Origin of the sequence: Pseudomonas sp. B26(2017), assembly GCF_002113045.1 — a bacterium.
GTDB lineage: Bacteria > Pseudomonadota > Gammaproteobacteria > Pseudomonadales > Pseudomonadaceae > Aquipseudomonas.
Map to the genome: position 1 here is coordinate 118,068 of NZ_NEJJ01000010.1, position 17,523 is coordinate 135,590.

Consider the following 17,523-nt stretch of genomic DNA (forward strand, 5'->3'; position numbering starts at 1 on the left):
CGCTGTTGAACCTGGTTTGCGCTTACGCGCGTTCCAGCGCCAGGGCCACGCCTTGACCGCCACCGATGCACAGGGTCGCCAGACCTTTTTTCGCATCACGCTTGATCATTTCGTGCAGCAGAGTCACCAGCACACGGCAGCCCGATGCACCGATCGGGTGACCGAGGGCGATGGCGCCGCCGTTGACGTTGACCTTGTCCAGATCCCATTGCAGATCCTTGGCCACCGCCAGCGATTGCGCGGCGAAGGCTTCGTTGGCTTCGATCAGGTCGAGCTGGCCGATGCTCCAGCCAGCCTTGTCCAGGCAGCGGCGAGTGGCGGAAACCGGGCCGATGCCCATGATCGCCGGGTCGACGCCCGCATTGGCGTAGGCGGCGATTTTCGCCAGCACCGGCAGGCCCAGGGCCTTGGCTTTTTCGGCGCTCATCAGAATGACCGCAGCCGCGCCGTCGTTCAGCGATGAAGCGTTGCCGGCGGTGACGCTGCCGTCCTTCTTGAACGCTGGACGCAGTTTGGCCAGGGATTCGGCGGTGGTGTCGCCGCGTGGCTGTTCGTCAACCTTGAACGCCACCGGATCGCCTTTGCGCTGCGGGATCAGAATCGGGGTGATTTCATCGACGAAGCGACCGGCCTCGATGGCTGCGGCGGCTTTCTGTTGCGATGCGGCAGCGAAGGCGTCCTGCTGCTCGCGGCTGATCCCGTATTTCTCGACCAGGTTCTCGGCAGTGATGCCCATGTGGTAATCGTTGAACGCATCCCACAGACCATCGCTGATCATGGTGTCGACGATTTGCGCGTGACCCATGCGCAGACCGGTGCGCGCGCCCGGCATCACATAGTTGGCCAGGCTCATGTTTTCCTGGCCGCCGGCAATGATCACGTCCGCGTCGCCGCAACGGATCGCCTGTGCACCGAGGTGCAGGGCCTTGAGGCCCGAGCCGCAGACCTTGTTCAGGGTCATGGCCGGAACGGCGTGGGGCAGGCCGGCCTTGATCGCCGACTGGCGCGCCGGGTTCTGGCCGGCGCCGGCGGTCAGCACCTGGCCCATGATGACTTCATCGACCTGAGCACCGTCCAGACCGGTCTGCTCAAGCAACTGGCGGATGACCGCTGCGCCCAGATCCACGGCGGAGACGGTGGCCAGCGAACCCTGGAAACTGCCGATCGCGGTACGCGTGGCGGCAACAATGACGACGTCTTGCATTTTCGAATTCCTCACTCGGCAGCGAACTGCATTTCCGGTACGTGATCCGGGACGACAAGCTTACCAGCGGTTTTGGCGACGATTTCCTCGACGCTGACGCCAGGTGCGCGTTCCTTGAGGACAAAAGCGCCATTTTCGATTTCCAGGTACGCCAGGTCGGTCAGCACACGCTTGATGCAACCGGCGCCGGTCAGCGGCAGGCTGCACTTGCTCAGCAACTTGGACTCACCGTCCTTGGACGCGTGGGTCATGATCACGATGATGTTGTCGGCGCCGGCCACCAGGTCCATCGCACCGCCCATGCCCTTGACCAGTTTGCCGGGGATCATCCACGAGGCGATGTTGCCTTGTACATCCACTTCGAACGCGCCGAGTACGGTCAGGTCGACGTGGCCGCCGCGGATCATCGCGAAGGATTCGGCGGAGTTGAAGATCGATGCGCCGATACGCGCGGTCACCGTTTGTTTGCCGGCGTTGATCATGTCGGCGTCGATGGTTTCTTCAGTCGGGAAAGGGCCCATGCCGAGCAGACCGTTTTCCGATTGCAGCATGACTTCCATGCCTTCGGGGATGTAGTTGGCGACCAGGGTCGGAATGCCGATGCCGAGGTTCACATAGAAGCCGTCCTGCATTTCGCGGGCGACGCGTTGAGCCATTTGTTCGCGGGTAAGTGCCATGTTCTTGTTCTCCGTCAGCCTGGATTATTTGCGGATGGTGCGTTGTTCGATGCGTTTTTCGAACGTGCCGCAAATGACCCGGTCGACGTAGATGCCGGGCGTGTGGATGTGTGCCGGATCCAGTTCGCCGGGTTCGACGATTTCTTCGACTTCGACCACGGTGATCTTGCCGGCGGTGGCGGCCAGCGGGTTGAAGTTCTGGGCGGTGTGGCGGTAGATGACGTTGCCGAAGTGGTCGGCTTTCCAGCCTTTGACGATGGCGAAGTCGCCGGTGATGGACTCTTCCATCAGGTACTTGCGACCGTGGAATTCACGCACTTCCTTGCCTTCGGCGACCGGGGTGCCGACGCCGGTGGCGGTGAAGAAGGCCGGGATGCCGGCGCCGCCTGCGCGCATTTTTTCGGCGAGGGTGCCTTGCGGGGTCAGGACGACTTCGATGTCGCCCTTGAGCAGTTGCTCTTCGAACAGTTTGTTTTCGCCTACGTAGGAGGCGACCACCTTGCGGATCTGACGGTCGGTCAGCAGCACGCCGAGGCCGAAACCATCGACGCCGCAGTTGTTGGAAACGACGGTGAGGTCACGGGTGCCCTTGCGCTTGATCTCGGCGATCAGGTTTTCCGGAATGCCGCACAGGCCGAAGCCGCCGGCGATCACGGTCATGCCGTCTTCAAGACCTGCCATGGCTTCCTCGTAGGAATACACGCGCTTGTCGAAACCTGCCATATGCACCTCTTTTATTGTTTGTCGGGCGGCTGGCTAGCCGAATGGTTGGAGTGTCGCGCTGGAGGATATATTTGTTAAGTTGATTTTTAAGGTTGATTGATTGATAAAGCTCAATATTGGCCTCGTTGATCGTTCCCACGCTCTGCGTGGGAATGCGTCCGGGGACGCTCCGCGTCCCAGTGACGCGGAGCGTCACGGGCTGCGTTACCACGCAGAGCGTGGGAACGATCAATGAGGTGTTCAGCTTAGTCCCTTGAGTGAATCGTTCATGACCATCAAGCAGATCCGCGCCTTTCTCGCCGTGGCCCAGAGCCTGAGCTTCGCCGTGGCTTGCGAGCGCCTGCACCTGTCGCAATCGGCGTTGAGCCTGACCATCAAGGCGCTGGAAGAGGGGCTGGGCGGGCGTCTGTTCAGCCGCAACACCCGCAACGTGGCGCTGACCCCTGAAGGGGAATCGCTGTTGCCGCTGGCCCGGCGCCTGATCGCCGACTGGGACAACGCCGAAGACGAAATGCGCCAGCGCTTCAGCCTGCAACGCGGGCGCGTCACGCTGGCGGCGATGCCGTCGTTTGCCGGCAACCTGCTGCCGCCGATCCTCAAGACCTTCCGCGCGCGTTATCCGAACGTCAACGTTACGGTCAACGACGTGATCAATGAGCAAGTGCTGGAAATGGTTCGTGATCGTCAGGTCGAACTTGGCGTGGCCTTCGAGCCGATGCAGAACACTTCGCTGAGCTTCACGCCGCTTTACCGGGATCGTTTCGTCGCGGTGGTGCCGCAGGATTCGCCGCTGGCGGGGCGCAGTGACATTGACTGGCAGACGTTGCTGCAGGAACCGTTCATCACCCTGCAACGACCGTCCACGGTGCGGGTGATGCTGGAAGAACACTTGCAGCCCCGAGGGATGAAACTGCCGGTGGAGTTTGAAAGCCATCAACTGGCGACGGTGGGGCGGATGGTGGCGAGCGGACTGGGCGTCAGTGCGGTGCCGGCATTGTGTGCCGGGCAGATGCGCGAACTGGGCGCGCATTGCCTGACCTTGCATGAGCCGGTGGTGGAGCGGGCGATTGGCGTGCTGACGGATTCGGGGAATGAATTGTCGGCAGCGGCTCAGGCGTTGTTCGACATCCTTAAGGCTGAGCATTGAGGCGTTGTGCCAATAGCGGCAGAAACTGTTCGCACGACCCCTCAATCTTCAAATCCAGCAACTCATCCGCCCGGGTCTTCCCCAGATTGATCGCAATCAGCGGTTTGCCCCTTTCCGCAATCACCCGGCACAGGCGAAACGCCGAATAGGCCATCAGCGACGAGCCGGCCACGAGCATCCCGGCGGCATTTTCCGCCAGCGCCATGGCCCGCGCCGCCGTCGGTTGCGCCACGTTTTCACCAAAAAACACCACGTCCGGCTTCATCCGTTCGCCTGCGCAATGCGGACAATGCGGCACCTGGAACCGCGCCTCGAAGGCCGGGTCGAGCAAGGTATCGCCGTCCGGTGCCTGCACGGCATCGACACCCGCCAGGTAAGGGTTCTGCGTTTCCATCAATTGCTGAATCGAGTCCCGCTCGCTGCGCTGGCCGCAATCCAGACACAACACCCGGTGCAGGCTGCCGTGCAGTTCGATGACATCGTGACTGCCGGCCTGATCGTGCAGGGTGTCGACATTCTGGGTGATCAATCCGCCAATCCGCCCCTGGCTTTGCAGGCTGGCCAGCGCTTCATGGGCAGCGTTCGGCCGGGCCTGGCGCACGCGCGGCCAGCCGAGCATGGCCCGCGCCCAGTAGCGACGGCGCGATTGCGGGGCGGCGAGGAATTCCTGGTACATCATCGGCTGCCGGCCACGGCGCACACCGTCGGTGTCGCGGTAGTCCGGGATGCCCGACGGCGTGCTGATACCGGCGCCGGTCAGCACAATGAAGTCGCCGTCGGCCATGGCCTGTTGCAGATAATCGAGTGGGTCGACGAAGGGACGGTCGAGCATGATCAGCGCTCCGCAGGCTGTAAGTGCCTTGCAGGTTAGCACCGACGGACGCCTCTTTTCAGAGGCGTCCGCTGCCCGAGGTTACTTTCTCGCCTCCAGAATCAGGTTGAACGGCGTCTGCGTTGCCCGCCGGAAGTGTTTGAAGCCGGCTTCGGTGAACACTTTGCGCAAGCGCGACTCGCCCGCCTGCGCACCGAGGCCGAGGCCCACTTCCTGGGACAGCGAGTTTGGCGTGCAGATGAACGTTGAGGCGGCATAGAACAAACGCCCGACCGGCGTGATGTTTTCGTCCAGGGTGTCGTTGGCAAACGGCTCGACCAGCAGCACCGTGCCGTCGTCCTTCAAACAATCGTAGGCATGCTTCGCCGCACCGACCGGGTCGCCCATGTCGTGCAGGCAGTCGAAATAACAGATCAGGTCATAGTCATCGCCGGGATAGCTTTTCGCCGTGCCCTGGAAGAACCGCGCGCGACTGCTGACCCCGCCTTCTTCGGCCCGTTGGGTGGCGACGGTGATCGAAGGCGCGTGATAGTCGAAGCCAACGAACCGCGAGTTGGGATACGCCTGAGCCATGATCACCGTGGACGCTCCGTGCCCACAGCCCACATCGGCGACCTTGGCGCCTTCTTCAAGTTTGGCCACCACGCCGTTCAGCGACGGCAACCATTCGGCAATCAAATGCCCCTTGTAGCCTGGCCGGAAGAAGCGCTCGGTGCCGGTGAACATGCACGGATGGTGATCGCCCCAGGGCAGGGCGCCGTTGCCGCGCATGGCTTTGACCAGTTTGTCCTTGTCATGGAAAAACGACGCCACCACGCCGAGCCCGCCGGCCACGTACACCGGCGAATCTTCCTTGGCCAGGGCCAGCGCCTGTTCTTCCGGCAGACGGAATTTGCCGTCGTGGTGTTCCATATAGCCGGACGCCGCGTGGGCGCTCAGCCATTCGCGTACCAGTCGCGGATTGCAGGTGGTTTTTGCAGCGAGGGACTCGGGACTGATCGGCTGACTGTCGGCCATTGCCCGGTAGAGGCCGAGTTCTTCGCCGACAATGACATTGGCGAGCATCGCCGCGCCACCCATGTCGTTGACCAGTTTGCCCATGAATTCGTTGAGTCTGGCCTCGTCCATTTCATGTGCTCCTTTGACAGGATCACAGTCCGGTGGCGGTGGGGTGTCGAGGCATTCACCACCGGGCGGTGGTCGTGGAAACGGGCAGGGCGACACTGCTGTCCTGCGGCCCCCTCGACTGGGTACTGATTGAGTCTAGCCGCTGCTGGAATCCGTGGTGGTCATGTATCGCTGTGTATCTCTGTGGCTGTTGGATACACAAGGTGCCAATTGTTCCGGCGGTCGAACACAGCAGCGACACAGTGGGCGCATTAACTGCAATGGTCAGTCGCTGATCTGGCGGCTCCCAAACAGAGTACTTGCCCATGCAGATTCCCCATCCCACCTTGCAGGCCAGCGTCGGGCTCGGCCTGCGTCGCGGCCTGATGAAAGACCTGCAAGCCGCGCGCACCGGCGATTTTGACTTTCTCGAGGTCGCCCCGGAAAACTGGATCGGCGTCGGCGGAGCCCATGGCGCTGCACTGCGCGAGCTGGCCGAGCGATATCCGTTGTCCTGCCACGGGCTGTCGTTGTCGCTCGGTGGTTCGGCGCCGCTGGACGTCGGTTTCCTCCGGGAAGTGCGGGCCTTTCTCGATCATCACAAAGTGCCGTTGTACAGCGAACACCTGAGCTATTGCAGCGACGACGGTCATCTCTATGATCTGCTGCCGTTGCCGTTCACCGAAGAGGCGGTGCACCACGTCGCCGCGCGGATCCGCCAGGCCCAGGACATTCTCGGCCGGCGACTGGCGGTGGAAAATGTTTCCTACTACGCCGCCCCCCGGCAGGACATGAACGAAGTGACCTTCACCAACGCCGTGCTGCGTGAGGCCGATTGCGACCTGCTGCTGGACGTCAACAACGTCTACGTCAACTCGATCAACCATGGTTTCGACCCGCAGGCATTTCTGGCCGCCATTGAACCGGGCCGGGTCGTCGGCATGCACGTGGCGGGGCACTTTGATGAGTCCGACACGCTGAAAATCGACACCCATGGCGCCTCGGTCAAACCGGTGGTCTGGTCGTTGCTGGCCGACGCTTATGCCCGATTTGGCGCGCAGCCGACGCTGTTGGAGCGGGATTTCAATTTCCCGGCGTTTTCTGAACTGGTGGCCGAACTGCAAACCATCCGCCGCCTGCAAACCGAAGGAGCCCCGCGTGGATAATCTTCTGCTGCAACAACAGGCCCTGACCCGCTATCTGCGCGATCCCGAGCACGAAGCGCCGCCGGCCGGCATGAACGCGGCGCGGGTCGATGTCTATCGCGACCTGGTGTTCAACAACGTCTCGCAACTGCTGGGCAGCACGTTTCCGGTGCTGATCCGGATCATCGGTCAGGAGCGCTGGCGCACATTGATTCGAGGCTTCCTGCGGGACTACCGCGCGCAGACACCGAAATTCGGCGAGATCGCCGAGGAGTTCGTCAGCTATCTCGCCTCGGAACCTGCCGTGTTGAACGCGGGCGGGTGGCCGGCGTTTCTGGTGGAACTGGCGCATTACGAATGGGTGGAAATGGTGTTGCAGCAGTCCGACGCCGAAGCCTTGCCTGCGAGTGATCCGGCGAATTTGCTGGAGCGGTCGTTGCAGGTGTCGGCGCTGGCCTGGCCGTTGGCTTACACCTGGCCGGTGCAGATGCTCGGGCCGGATCATCAACCGGCCACGCCGCCGGCTCAACCGACGCTTTTGCTGGTGCGGCGCACGACGGACTGGAGTGTGAAATTTTCCGAGTTGAGCCCGCTGGCCTGGCGGTTGTTGCAGCGGATCGAGGAGTTCCCGTTGCTGAGCGGTCGCGAGCAACTGCAAGGGTTGGCGCTGGAGGCGGGATTGCCGGGAACGGTGTCGTTCATGGACAGCGGCCTGGCGTTATTGCGGCAGTTGCATGAGGACCGGGTGATCGGCATTGTCTGAGTCAGTCGCGAGGTTGCAGCCAGCGCGGCGGATCGGGATGAAGGCGATAGAAGCGACGAAGTTGTGCCATGTCCTTCTCGAACCAGTCGCCCAGCCATTGGCTGTATTGCCTCTGAGCTGACGATTGCACGGAGGGCCGCCCGACGCAGTCGCACACCGCCTGCGCGGCTTGCATTCCGGTCATCAAGGCCTTGAGCACGCCATGGGAAGATGCCGGGTCGAGCTGACTGGCCGCGTCGCCGACCGTAAAGTAGCCGCCACCGGCTGCTGCCGTGCTGATGCGCCACGTCACATCGGCGCCGTGGAGGGGGCCGTGCATGGGCAAGTGTTGCAGCGGTTGGGGAACGGCCGTGGAGTGCACGTCTGGCGCGTCGAATGTCAGATGCGTCCAGTGCGTCAAATGCGCCTGCACTTTTGCTATCCAGGTCCATCCATTGGGATCCGCCGATAGGTGCGGCGCGTTCTGATAAACGGACGGACAACCCCGGACATAACCGTAACGCGCAATCAGACGTGGCGAATAGTGGCGGATGGTCAACCCCAATTGTCGATGAAGCCAGGCGGATGCGCCGCTGGCATCGATCATATAGTCGGCGTGCAACGGGCCTGAATCGGTTCGCACGCCGGTCACGCGATGCTTTTCGCTGAGGACTGCGAGTGCGCGACACGGCTGAAGCACCCTCACTCCAAGCGTTGCGGCCTGCTTCAATAACGTCGTGTCCAGCGTTTCACGGGGAATCTGAAAGCCCTGCCATGGACCATTGTCGTCACTACCAAAACCGTTGAAGCGCAGCGGTTCGTGCCATTGCACGCAGTACCCGCTGAAACGCAACGCATCCTGCGCACACAGTTGTCCGGCAACGCCCAACTGCTGCAACACAGGTTCGACACCTGGATGCAGGCTTTCTCCGGGGCGAAATCGCGGGAACTCATCACGCTCGATCAATGCCGTTCGCAGGCCACGCTGGGCGCAGCTGATCGCCGCCGCAGAGCCTGCCGGACCGGCGCCGATCACCACGACGTCAAAGGGCTTCATCGGCGAGTCGCCACGCAGCATCTTCGTGTTTGACCAGTATCGCTTCGGCGCTGACAAACAGTCGCACTTGTCGCTTGACCTGCACATCCCTCCATCTGAAGTCCTCGGCAGGCGTGCTTACGGTGCCGCGTTCGTACATCAGGAAGCGAAAGACCCACCCGCGCAACGTTACGCCGACCTGCTGTTGCGCTGAATCAAGTTCCGGATCGGGGCGCTGCACGTGGATGAAGGACAGCAACGGCCACGCATGACGCAAAAGCTTGTCGGTACCTGCGCCGAGTACGTTGTATACGCGGTACATCGAGAGTATCCGGTTCTGGTATTGCTGCTGAGTGATTGCGCCGGTCTGTTGCAGGGAGAACCTGTTTTCAAGGGCGACTTGTGTGTAATCGCTGTATTCGTAGGCGCGGTACCGGACGAATGTGCTGCCGTGGTCCTGTATCAGTTGCGGGGATGGCTGGTTGTCCCAGGCAACGTTGCCGATTCCGGTTTCCGCATCGGTCAACGGGATGATGGTGTGCAGGCTGGAGCGTGGTTCGAAGGTGCGGGCGGAGTCCGGCGCAACGCCTGGCCAGAAGGAACCGAGTGCTGCACAGATACGCTTGTCTTCACAGAAGGGGCTCGCCATCTGATAACCGGCCAGCATATGAATCCAGTTTCCATCCATATCTTGCTGACGGACCTGACCGACCTCCCAGCCCGGACCAAAAATTCCGGCGGCAGCGTCCGGTAACGAAGACGGGCGAGGGGGCGAGGGACTCCAGGTTCCGGAGGCTGGACCCGGCGCCGACTTGTGCGGCAGCGTCACGATGGCGGTGATCCCGCGATCCTCAGACGTGAAGGGCTGATCTTTCAAACCAAGGTTTGCGCAGTTACGCACATTAGATAAGGCTTCCAGCCGCGCATGCCAGATATCGGGGCTGGAGAAGGCAGGTTCTTCCTTCGCCCAGTGCAGGAGCCGGCGCTGAACACAAAACGGAAAGTAATCCGTGGCGCCGATGACCGAGTAGGCAGCCTTCGATGGCAGCTCGTCCGTAAGGGGCGGACAGATTGCCCGGACATAACCGTCTGCGGTGCCATCCTGATAGTGCAGGGCACGGTAACCACCTTGCCTGACCAGCTCGGCAACATCTTCACGATCATTCAGGTCCTCGATCTGGCCATCGACTCCCACTTTATGTCGGCCATGGACCATCCCCCCGGTGTTCGCCGGCATCGTGAACGACAGTGGTTGCCCCTTGTAATGAGCCAGCTCGACCAGATGTGGCCTGGGCTCGGGAGACAGAACTCCCGGCCCCAGATCCGGCTGCGCTGCCCAACCCGCAAGGTCTTCGGTGATGATGAACGGATATTCGGAAATCTCTGGTTCCTGCCAGCCAGTGCCGCTGTGGCGCAAGTGCACATGACGGATCTTCTCGTTGATGTGATGGATACCCAGCGTCAGGTTCAGATCCAGCCCAGACAGACACTCCACGCCATTGAAGAGCTTGTGCAATGGCACCTGGAAATCCAGCCCGTCATCCAGTCCCGCCTGAAAGTCCAAGGGCCCGAAACGCTCGCCATCCCCCTTCAATTGCACCGCGATATAGGCGCTGTAATGCACCGGCATCACCCGTATCCCGTGGGCATCACCGTCAACGAAGGGCAGGAAGCATCGCAGGCGTTCGTCATAGCGGGCAGCTGCAGTCCCTGTGCGAGCTATCCCGGTGCGGGAGAAACACAAATCGGCATGCTGGCCGTGGACCGTGTCGTCGGCACAGCGGTATTCGCTGGCGAATACCGCCACCGACAGTGGTGCATATTGAGCCTGTTGCATCAGGTCGTTGAGTGTGGGTGGCTGGATGCCGAACACGTAGTTCAGAACCGTTTCGATTTCAGCATGGGTGGGGAAAACCCGCAGTTGCCGTCCAGTCTCGTCAGCCGTGACTCGCGGTGAAGCGAGCGCGTGGTAGAGCAGGCTTTGTGCGGGACGGGCCGGCTCTATGGCGCGGTAACCGTCAGGGCAGAAATCCTCGAAACCTTCGAGAGTCCGGTTGATGGTCAGTGGCTTGAGCAGTTCTGCCTTCAATGAAGGCGCCAGAATATCCAGGCCGTGCGCCAGCATCAGCGAACGCCAGCCACCCGCAGCCAATCGCTGACAGGTTCGGGTTACGGATTCGAGCAGATTCATGCGTGCTCCACGATACGTTTGTATGAGGTGCCATCGCATACCGATCAGTTGACGATTGCGACTGACAGAACTGACAGTCGCGACCAACGGAGCTAAACGCGGCGGCGGTGACCCACGATAGAGCCACGCACCGGATCAAAAAAATCGCCAATTTCCGAGAGAGGTGTAGCCGCCGGCTTCATATGACGTCATCCCTGACGTCCGGTGGTCGGTGTTGTTTAAACAGACATCACGAATGCAGCGGCAACCTGAGCTCCGCACACAACCCGCCACCGTCGCGATTGCTCAGCGTCAGCGACCCGCCCAGCGCCATCGCCAGTTGCTGGGCAATCGCCAGCCCCAGCCCGGTGCCGCCGGTGCTGCGGTTGCGCGAGTTTTCCACGCGGTAGAACGGCTCCATCACTTGGGCCAGTTCTTCTTCGGCGATGCCCGGGCCGCGATCCATGACCTTGATCGACAGGCCGGTCCCGTCGCGCTGAATCAGCAGCTCGGCAGCGCCGGCGAATTTCAGCGCGTTGTCAGTCAGGTTGACCAGCACCCGGCGCAAGGCGTGGGGGCGGGTGTCGATGACCGCCTCACTCTTGCCGCTCAACTGCACTTCCTTGCCCATGTCCTGATAGTCGAACACCAGGCTGTCGAGGAACGAATCCAGGTTGGTACGCCGGCTTTCCTCGGTCGAGCCATGGATGCTGCGGGCGTAGGCCACGCCTTCGCGCACCAGATGTTCCATTTCGCCGAGGTCGTTCCACAGTTTGTCTTTCTCGGCCGAATCGTCCATGAACTCCGCCCGCAGCTTCATGCGGGTGATCGGGGTTTGCAGGTCGTGGGAGATCGCCGCGAGCAGTTGCATGCGCTCTTTCAGGTACGCGGCAATGCGCGCCTGCATTGAATTGAAAGCGCGGGCGGCGTAAGCCACTTCGTTCGGGCCTTTTTCGTCGAGGTTGATCGGGTGGGCGTTGGGGTCGAGGGTTTCCACGGCGTTGGCGAGGCGGGTGAGGGGGCGGATGGCGATACGCACCGCCAGCCAGGTACAAGCGAGCATCAGCGCCAGTTGCCCGAGCAATACCACCGGCAGCCACGGCGACAGCGGCACCATCGACGGGCGCACATCGATGGTCACCGGGCTGCCGTCGCTCAGGCGCAGGTGGCCCTGAAAGTGTTTTATCGGGCCGGGAATATCGGTGAACGTCAGCGGATAGGCCTCGCCAATTGCGTCGGTAATCGAGGTGACGGCAATCGGCACGTCCTGCGGATCCAGCGGTGTGCCCGGTTCGCCTTCGCTCAGCAGATAGCCGTAATTCTTGCGAGCCAGGCGTTTGAGCCACATCGGGCGCTCTTCGGCGGGCAGGCGGTCGAGGATGGCAATCGAGGTCGAGACGTCGGTTTCGAGGTTGCCGAGCATGGTGTTCTTCGCGCTTTCGTAGCGCTCGTAATATTGCGCGCCGAACGACAGCGCCTGAGCGAGGATCAGGCCGATCAGGAAAATCAGCGACAAGCGGGAGGCGAGGGTGCGCGGCCAGCGCAGGGCGACATTCATGCAGGGGCTCCGAGGACTTCGACCGGCAACGAGAACACGTAGCCTTCGCTGCGCACGGTCTTGATGTAGGCCGGTTCACGGGCGTCATCCAGCAGGCGCTGGCGCAGACGGCTGACCAGCAGATCGATGGAGCGGTCGAACAGATCGGCGTCGCGGCCCTGGGTCAGGTTGAGCAATTGATCGCGGCTGAGCACCCGTTGCGGATGGTCGAGGAACACCCGCAGCAAACGGTATTCCGCGCCGCTGAGCGCGACCATGGTGCCGTCGGTGTCCAGCAGATGCCGGGCCGAAGTGTCGAGCTGCCAGCGACCGAATGCCAGCAGCCGACCGCTTTCAGTCACCACCAGATTCGGCGGCAGCATCCGTGTGCGGCGCAGCACGGCATTGATCCGCGCCAGCAGTTCGCGGGCGGCGAACGGTTTGGTCAGGTAATCGTCGGCGCCCATTTCCAGGCCGAGGATGCGGTCGGTTTCATCGTTGCGCGCGGTGAGCATCAGGATCGGCGTGGCCTTGTGTTTGCCCGAGCGCAATTCGCGGCACAGCAGCAGGCCATCGTCGCCGGGCATCATGATGTCGAGCACGATCAGGTCGACGGTGTTGGCTTCCAGGAAACTGCGCATCTGGCGGCCATCGGCAACCACCGTGGTGCGCAGGCCGTTTTTCTTCAGGTAATTGCCGACCAGTTCGCGAATCTCGCGGTCGTCGTCGACGATCAGGATGTGATCGACATGTTCCATGGGGCCAAACCTCAATAAAAGGGGATTGCCGGGCAGTTTATCGAGCCTGCGCGAGGCCGCCTGCCTGCCTTTGTATTGCAGTGTATCCAGCGCTGCGACGGATACACGCCGACGCAAAAAGCGGATTTTCACAGGGTTTTGTATCGCTGTGTATCCCGCACGCGCGCGGATACGTAGCGATTTATACACGGCATTTGCCGACACATGCGCGATACCTCGCGAGCTTTAAATGAGCTCCATCGAGGCATACACAGAACGCCTCGGCCCACTCAACGATTCAACCATTGAAGCCCCGAGGAAAACGCCATGAACACCAAGACCAAATCGATCGCTGCCGCTTGCCTGTTTGCCGCTTTGAACATCTGCACCCTGTCGGCCCGCGCCGAAGCCGATGTCACCCCGCAAACCTACTCCTACGGCAGTCACCTGGATATCCAGAAAGTGGTGTCGCTGACCCAGGACAACTCGATGACCTGCGGCATCGTCGACGCCCGCCTGACCTACCTCGACTCGGCCGGCAAGACCCAGGTGCTCGACTACCGCAAATTCGCCGACGGCTGCAACCAGGACAACTGATTACTCCCTCTCTATAAAAGGAACATCGCCATGAACAACGTATCGCGCTATCTGACCGCTGTTGCCTTCTCCCTCGCCGGCGTTGCGGCCCACGCCAACGCTGCCGTCGAACAGCACAGCTGTGGCAGCAGCACCTGCTTTCAACTGGCCCCGGTGGCCAAACCGGGCAGCGACGCTCTGATCGCCGCCGACGGCGCCAGCCGCACACCGCAGGGGCAGATGGTGGCCGCCGACGGTTCCAGCCATACGCCGCAAGGCCAGATGGTGGCGGAAAACGGTGCCAGCCGTACGCCGCAAAGCCAGTGGCTGGAAAGCCGGACGGCTTGAGGATTGAAGGGGGCTGCCTGTAACAGACGGCCCCCGATCCAGTCGACAGAACACCCTTCATTCAAAAGGTGAACCTCATGTTTCTCATCGCTTTCCTGGGCGGTCTGTTGACTGTCCTCAGTCCGTGCATCCTGCCGGTGGTGCCGTTTCTGTTTGCCGGTGCCGACCGCACCCGTTCGTCGATTCTGCTGACCCTCGGCGGGATGGCCCTGACTTTCGCCATTGTCTCCAGCCTGGCGGTGGTCAGCAGCGAGTGGGTCATTCAGGCCAGCAATACCGGTCGCCACATCGCGCTGGTGGTGATGGTGCTGTTTGCGCTGTCACTGATTTCCGCGCGCATCGGTGACTGGCTGGCGCGGCCCTTCGTGCTGCTGGGCAATCGTCTCGATCCGGACAGCCGGAAAAAGACCGGCCCCATGGCCTCGATCATGATCGGCGTGGCCACCGGTCTGTTGTGGGCGCCGTGCGCCGGCCCGATTCTCGGTGTGATTCTCACCGGTGCCATGCTGCAAGGCGCCAACGCCCAGACCAGCCTGTTGCTGCTGGCCTACGGCGCCGGCAGTGCGCTGTCGCTGGGGACGCTGATTTTCGCCGGTCGCGGCCTGGTCAACCGGCTGAAACCGTCGATTCCGTTCACTGGCTGGTTCCGCCGTGGTGCGGGTGTTGCGGTGTTGGCGACAGCGGCGGTGATCGCCACCGGTGCGGACAATTTGCTGCTGGCCAACACTTCGTCCCAAGGCGTGGCCACGGTCGAAAAAAGCGTGCTGGAAAACGTGCCGAAGGTGGTGGACTACTTCGTCAGCAAAGTCCGTGCGGACTCGACCGAAGACGAGGCCGGCAGAGGTGCGATGCCGTCGCTGTCCGGCGCGGTGCAATGGCTGAACTCGCCGGAACTGACGGCCGAGTCCTTGCGCGGCAAAGTGGTGCTGGTGGACTTCTGGACGTATGACTGCATCAACTGCCAGCACACCCTGCCGTACGTGAAGGAGTGGGAGAAGAAGTACGGCAAGGACGGTCTGGTAGTGATCGGCGTGCACACCCCGGAATACGGTTACGAGCGGATCATCGACAACGTCAAGGATCAAGTGAAGAAGCTCGGCATCACCTACCCGGTGGCCATCGACAACAATTACACAATCTGGCGCAACTTCGATAACCAGTACTGGCCGGCGCATTACCTGGTCGACGCCAAGGGGCAGGTGCGTTACACCCACTTTGGCGAAGGCAGTTACCAGGCGCAGGAGCAGATGATTCAGCAACTGCTCAAAGAGGCCAAGGCGCCGGCTGCGTAAACCGCAAAACTCAATGGCTCACAGGTCTCGCACCATGAGCCATTGTTCGTTGTCCCCGACAGTGTTTCGGGGCCTTTACAAAATCCCGCCATTCATCGGCCAGCGCCCGTTTTTACGGGCTCTCCGGACGATTGGCAGGGACGCCGCACGGCGCCAGCGCGATAGTGGGGGAGCAGGGCCGTCGATGGCTCTGACACCCATAAAAAGAAAGCGAGGTTGCCATGCCGAAATTCGTGATTGAACGCGAGATTCCAGGAGCCGGAAAGCTATCGGAGCAAGAACTCAAGGCCGTATCGCAAACGTCCTGCAACGTGCTGCGTGAACTCGGGCCAGAGGTGCAGTGGCTGCACAGTTATGTGACTGCCGACAAGATCTATTGCGTGTACATCGCACCCAACGAAGAACAGGTACGTGAACACGCAAAGCGTGGGGGATTTCCGGCCAACAGCGTGTCCCGGGTGACGAGCATTATCGATCCGACGACTGCCGAATGATCCCTGTGCTGTGGAGCATCCATTCATGAGTACCCCCATTGATCTCACTGCCCTGAAGGAACGCCAGAAAGTCGCCTGGGCCAGTGGTGACTACGCCGTGATCGGCACCACGTTGCAGATCGTCGGCGAAACACTCGCCGAGGCCTGTGACCTGCGCTGCGATGAAGAAGTGCTGGACGTCGCCGCCGGCAATGGCAATGCCACGCTGGCGGCGGCGCGCCGGGGTTGTCTGGTGACGTCCACCGACTATGTCGCGGCGCTGCTGGAGCGTGGCCAGGACCGGGCGCGCGCCGAGCATCTGGACGTGACCTTTCAGGTTGCCGATGCCGAAGCGTTGCCGTTCGCCGATTCCAGTTTTGACGCAGTGCTGTCGACCTTCGGCGTGATGTTTGCCCCGGATCAGGCCAAGGCGGCCAGGGAGCTGGGTCGGGTCTGTCGCCGTGGCGGACGGATCGGCCTGGCCAACTGGACGCCGGAAGGCTTCGTCGGCCAGATGTTCAAGATCCTCGGCCGCTACCTGCCACCGCCCCCCGTTGCGCAACCACCTTCAAACTGGGGCGCGGAAGCCTGGCTGCATTCGCACTTCGATGATCGCCAATTTCAGGTGCAGGTGACTCGCCGTCACTTCAACTTCCGCTATCGCTCGGCGGCGCATTTCATTGATGTGTTTCGCCACTGGTACGGCCCGGTGCACAAGGCGTTCGCGGCATTGCCGCCGGAGAGCGGGCAGGCGCTGGAAGGGGAATTGACGCAACTGATCGACGGACTGAATCGGGCGGGGGCGGGATCGATGGTGGTACCGAGTGAGTATCTGGAGGTAGTCATCACCAAACGCTGAAGCCATTGTGGGAGCGAGCTTGCTCGCGAATGCAGACTGACATTCAACATCTCTGTTGGCTGACACGCCGCATTCGCGAGCAAGCTCGCTCCCACAGGGATCCCGACAGGGCTTCTATTTCAGATGCGCACCGTCAAACCACTCCAGCGCTGTGCGCCAGATGCAGATGCCGAGGAAGTAAGCCGACGCCAGTAGCCACAGGCCCATCACCAGCGGGTTGATCACCGGGTGGTTCAGCACCAGCGACAGACTGCACAGCAGCCAGATTGCCGTCACCGCAATGTTGATCGGCATGAACCGGCGTACCCGGAATGGGTGCAGGAATTTCATGCGGGTCACGGTCAGCAGCGCCAGGCCGATCACTGTCAGGAAAGTGAGCCACGGCCCCGGATCGATGATGTACAGACACAAGGCAACCACGTTCCACGCGGCGGGGAAGCCGACGAAATAGTTGTCCTTGCTCTTCATGTTGACGTTGCAGAAGCAGAACAGCGAAGACACCAGAATCAACGACACGGTCAGCAACAGGGTGTAGTCGGGCAGGGGAATGTAGCGATAGATGAACAGTGCCGGGATGAACACGTAGGTCAGGTAATCGATCACCAGATCGAGGATCGATCCGTCGAAACTCGGCAGCACCGACTGCACGTTGACCTTGCGCGCCAGTGCCCCGTCGAGGCCGTCGACGATCAGCGCCACGCCCAGCCACATCAGGCAGTGGATCGGCTGGTTTTCCAGCAGGGCAAGGGTGGCCAGAAAAGCGGTGACCACGCCGGTCGCGGTGAAACCATGGGCGCCCCAGGCCTTGAGCCTGGCGATGTGGACGGTCGATATCACGAAGGCGTTCTCCAGAAAGTGCAGCAAGCCGCGTAAACCTTTGCGCAGCAAGGGTGGCGACTAACCGGGTCGGGTTGCAGG

18 protein-coding genes are annotated in these 17,523 nt (G+C 61.7%); 8 read left to right on the forward strand and 10 right to left on the reverse strand.

The window, feature by feature from the left end; translation table 11 throughout:
- Window positions 1–22 precede the first annotated feature (22 nt).
- From CAF79_RS16450 to CAF79_RS16460, 3 genes are read right to left on the reverse strand one after another with little or no spacing between them, the layout of a single operon-like run.
- A complete protein-coding gene (locus CAF79_RS16450; RefSeq protein WP_085698661.1) occupies window positions 23–1,204 on the reverse strand; it encodes an acetyl-CoA C-acetyltransferase in 1,182 nt (393 codons plus the stop codon).
- Between the two features lie 11 nt (window positions 1,205–1,215).
- Entirely contained in the window at window positions 1,216–1,881 is a 666-nt protein-coding gene (locus CAF79_RS16455) for a CoA transferase subunit B (protein WP_085698662.1), read from the reverse strand.
- Between the two features lie 24 nt (window positions 1,882–1,905).
- Complete coding sequence (locus tag CAF79_RS16460; protein WP_085698663.1) at window positions 1,906–2,604, reverse strand: CoA transferase subunit A; 699 nt, start codon at window positions 2,602–2,604, stop codon at window positions 1,906–1,908.
- 268 nt (window positions 2,605–2,872) lie between these two features.
- On the opposite strand from CAF79_RS16460, the gene CAF79_RS16465 reads away from it, so the two are divergent.
- Window positions 2,873–3,751, forward strand: a complete 879-nt coding sequence (locus CAF79_RS16465) for a LysR family transcriptional regulator (protein WP_085698664.1) — start codon at window positions 2,873–2,875, stop codon at window positions 3,749–3,751.
- Here CAF79_RS16465 and CAF79_RS16470 read toward each other — a convergent pair.
- Window positions 3,735–4,583: an NAD-dependent protein deacetylase gene (locus CAF79_RS16470; protein WP_085698665.1), complete on the reverse strand. Its 849-nt coding sequence runs from the start codon at window positions 4,581–4,583 to the stop codon at window positions 3,735–3,737. The two genes, CAF79_RS16465 and CAF79_RS16470, sit on opposite strands and share 17 nt — an antisense overlap.
- Window positions 4,584–4,664: 81 nt before the next feature.
- A complete protein-coding gene (locus CAF79_RS16475; RefSeq protein WP_085698666.1) occupies window positions 4,665–5,711 on the reverse strand; it encodes a class I SAM-dependent methyltransferase in 1,047 nt (348 codons plus the stop codon).
- Window positions 5,712–6,016: 305 nt separating this feature from the next.
- On the opposite strand from CAF79_RS16475, the gene CAF79_RS16480 reads away from it, so the two are divergent.
- Both CAF79_RS16480 and CAF79_RS16485 read left to right on the forward strand, forming a co-directional pair.
- A complete protein-coding gene (locus tag CAF79_RS16480; RefSeq protein ID WP_085698667.1) occupies window positions 6,017–6,856 on the forward strand; it encodes a DUF692 domain-containing protein in 840 nt (279 codons plus the stop codon).
- Complete coding sequence (locus CAF79_RS16485; protein WP_085698668.1) at window positions 6,849–7,598, forward strand: DUF2063 domain-containing protein; 750 nt, start codon at window positions 6,849–6,851, stop codon at window positions 7,596–7,598. The genes CAF79_RS16480 and CAF79_RS16485 overlap by 8 nt, the downstream gene beginning before the upstream one ends.
- Before the next feature lies 1 nt (window position 7,599).
- On the opposite strand, the gene CAF79_RS16490 is transcribed toward CAF79_RS16485, so the two are convergent.
- The 4 genes from CAF79_RS16490 to CAF79_RS16505 form a co-directional block, all read right to left on the reverse strand.
- Complete coding sequence (locus CAF79_RS16490) at window positions 7,600–8,634, reverse strand: NAD(P)/FAD-dependent oxidoreductase (protein ID WP_085698908.1); 1,035 nt, start codon at window positions 8,632–8,634, stop codon at window positions 7,600–7,602.
- Window positions 8,621–10,804, reverse strand: a complete 2,184-nt coding sequence (locus tag CAF79_RS16495; protein WP_085698669.1) for a hypothetical protein — start codon at window positions 10,802–10,804, stop codon at window positions 8,621–8,623. The genes CAF79_RS16490 and CAF79_RS16495 overlap by 14 nt, the downstream gene beginning before the upstream one ends.
- A 229-nt stretch (window positions 10,805–11,033) precedes the next feature.
- Window positions 11,034–12,341 carry a HAMP domain-containing sensor histidine kinase gene (locus tag CAF79_RS16500; protein ID WP_085698670.1) on the reverse strand — a complete coding sequence of 436 codons (1,308 nt, stop codon included), beginning with the start codon at window positions 12,339–12,341 and terminating at the stop codon, window positions 11,034–11,036.
- Window positions 12,338–13,078: a response regulator gene (locus CAF79_RS16505; protein ID WP_085698671.1), complete on the reverse strand. Its 741-nt coding sequence runs from the start codon at window positions 13,076–13,078 to the stop codon at window positions 12,338–12,340. Before CAF79_RS16505 ends, CAF79_RS16500 begins: the two co-directional genes overlap by 4 nt.
- 306 nt (window positions 13,079–13,384) lie before the next feature.
- On the opposite strand from CAF79_RS16505, the gene CAF79_RS16510 reads away from it, so the two are divergent.
- The 5 genes from CAF79_RS16510 to CAF79_RS16530 all read left to right on the forward strand — a co-directional run bounded on the left by CAF79_RS16510 (window position 13,385) and on the right by CAF79_RS16530 (window position 16,605).
- Window positions 13,385–13,654: a DUF2790 domain-containing protein gene (locus CAF79_RS16510; protein WP_085698672.1), complete on the forward strand. Its 270-nt coding sequence runs from the start codon at window positions 13,385–13,387 to the stop codon at window positions 13,652–13,654.
- 30 nt (window positions 13,655–13,684) lie between these two features.
- On the forward strand, window positions 13,685–13,981 hold the full coding sequence (locus tag CAF79_RS16515) for a hypothetical protein (protein WP_085698673.1): 297 nt from the start codon (window positions 13,685–13,687) through the stop codon (window positions 13,979–13,981).
- 77 nt (window positions 13,982–14,058) lie between these two features.
- Complete coding sequence (locus CAF79_RS16520; protein ID WP_085698674.1) at window positions 14,059–15,273, forward strand: cytochrome c biogenesis protein DipZ; 1,215 nt, start codon at window positions 14,059–14,061, stop codon at window positions 15,271–15,273.
- 221 nt (window positions 15,274–15,494) lie between these two features.
- Complete coding sequence (locus CAF79_RS16525; protein WP_085698675.1) at window positions 15,495–15,767, forward strand: DUF4242 domain-containing protein; 273 nt, start codon at window positions 15,495–15,497, stop codon at window positions 15,765–15,767.
- Window positions 15,768–15,792: 25 nt separating this feature from the next.
- On the forward strand, window positions 15,793–16,605 hold the full coding sequence (locus CAF79_RS16530; protein ID WP_085698677.1) for a class I SAM-dependent methyltransferase: 813 nt from the start codon (window positions 15,793–15,795) through the stop codon (window positions 16,603–16,605).
- Between the two features lie 114 nt (window positions 16,606–16,719).
- On the opposite strand, the gene pcsA is transcribed toward CAF79_RS16530, so the two are convergent.
- Complete coding sequence (gene pcsA / locus CAF79_RS16535; protein ID WP_041475528.1) at window positions 16,720–17,442, reverse strand: phosphatidylcholine synthase; 723 nt, start codon at window positions 17,440–17,442, stop codon at window positions 16,720–16,722.
- Window positions 17,443–17,523: the final 81 nt, after the last annotated feature.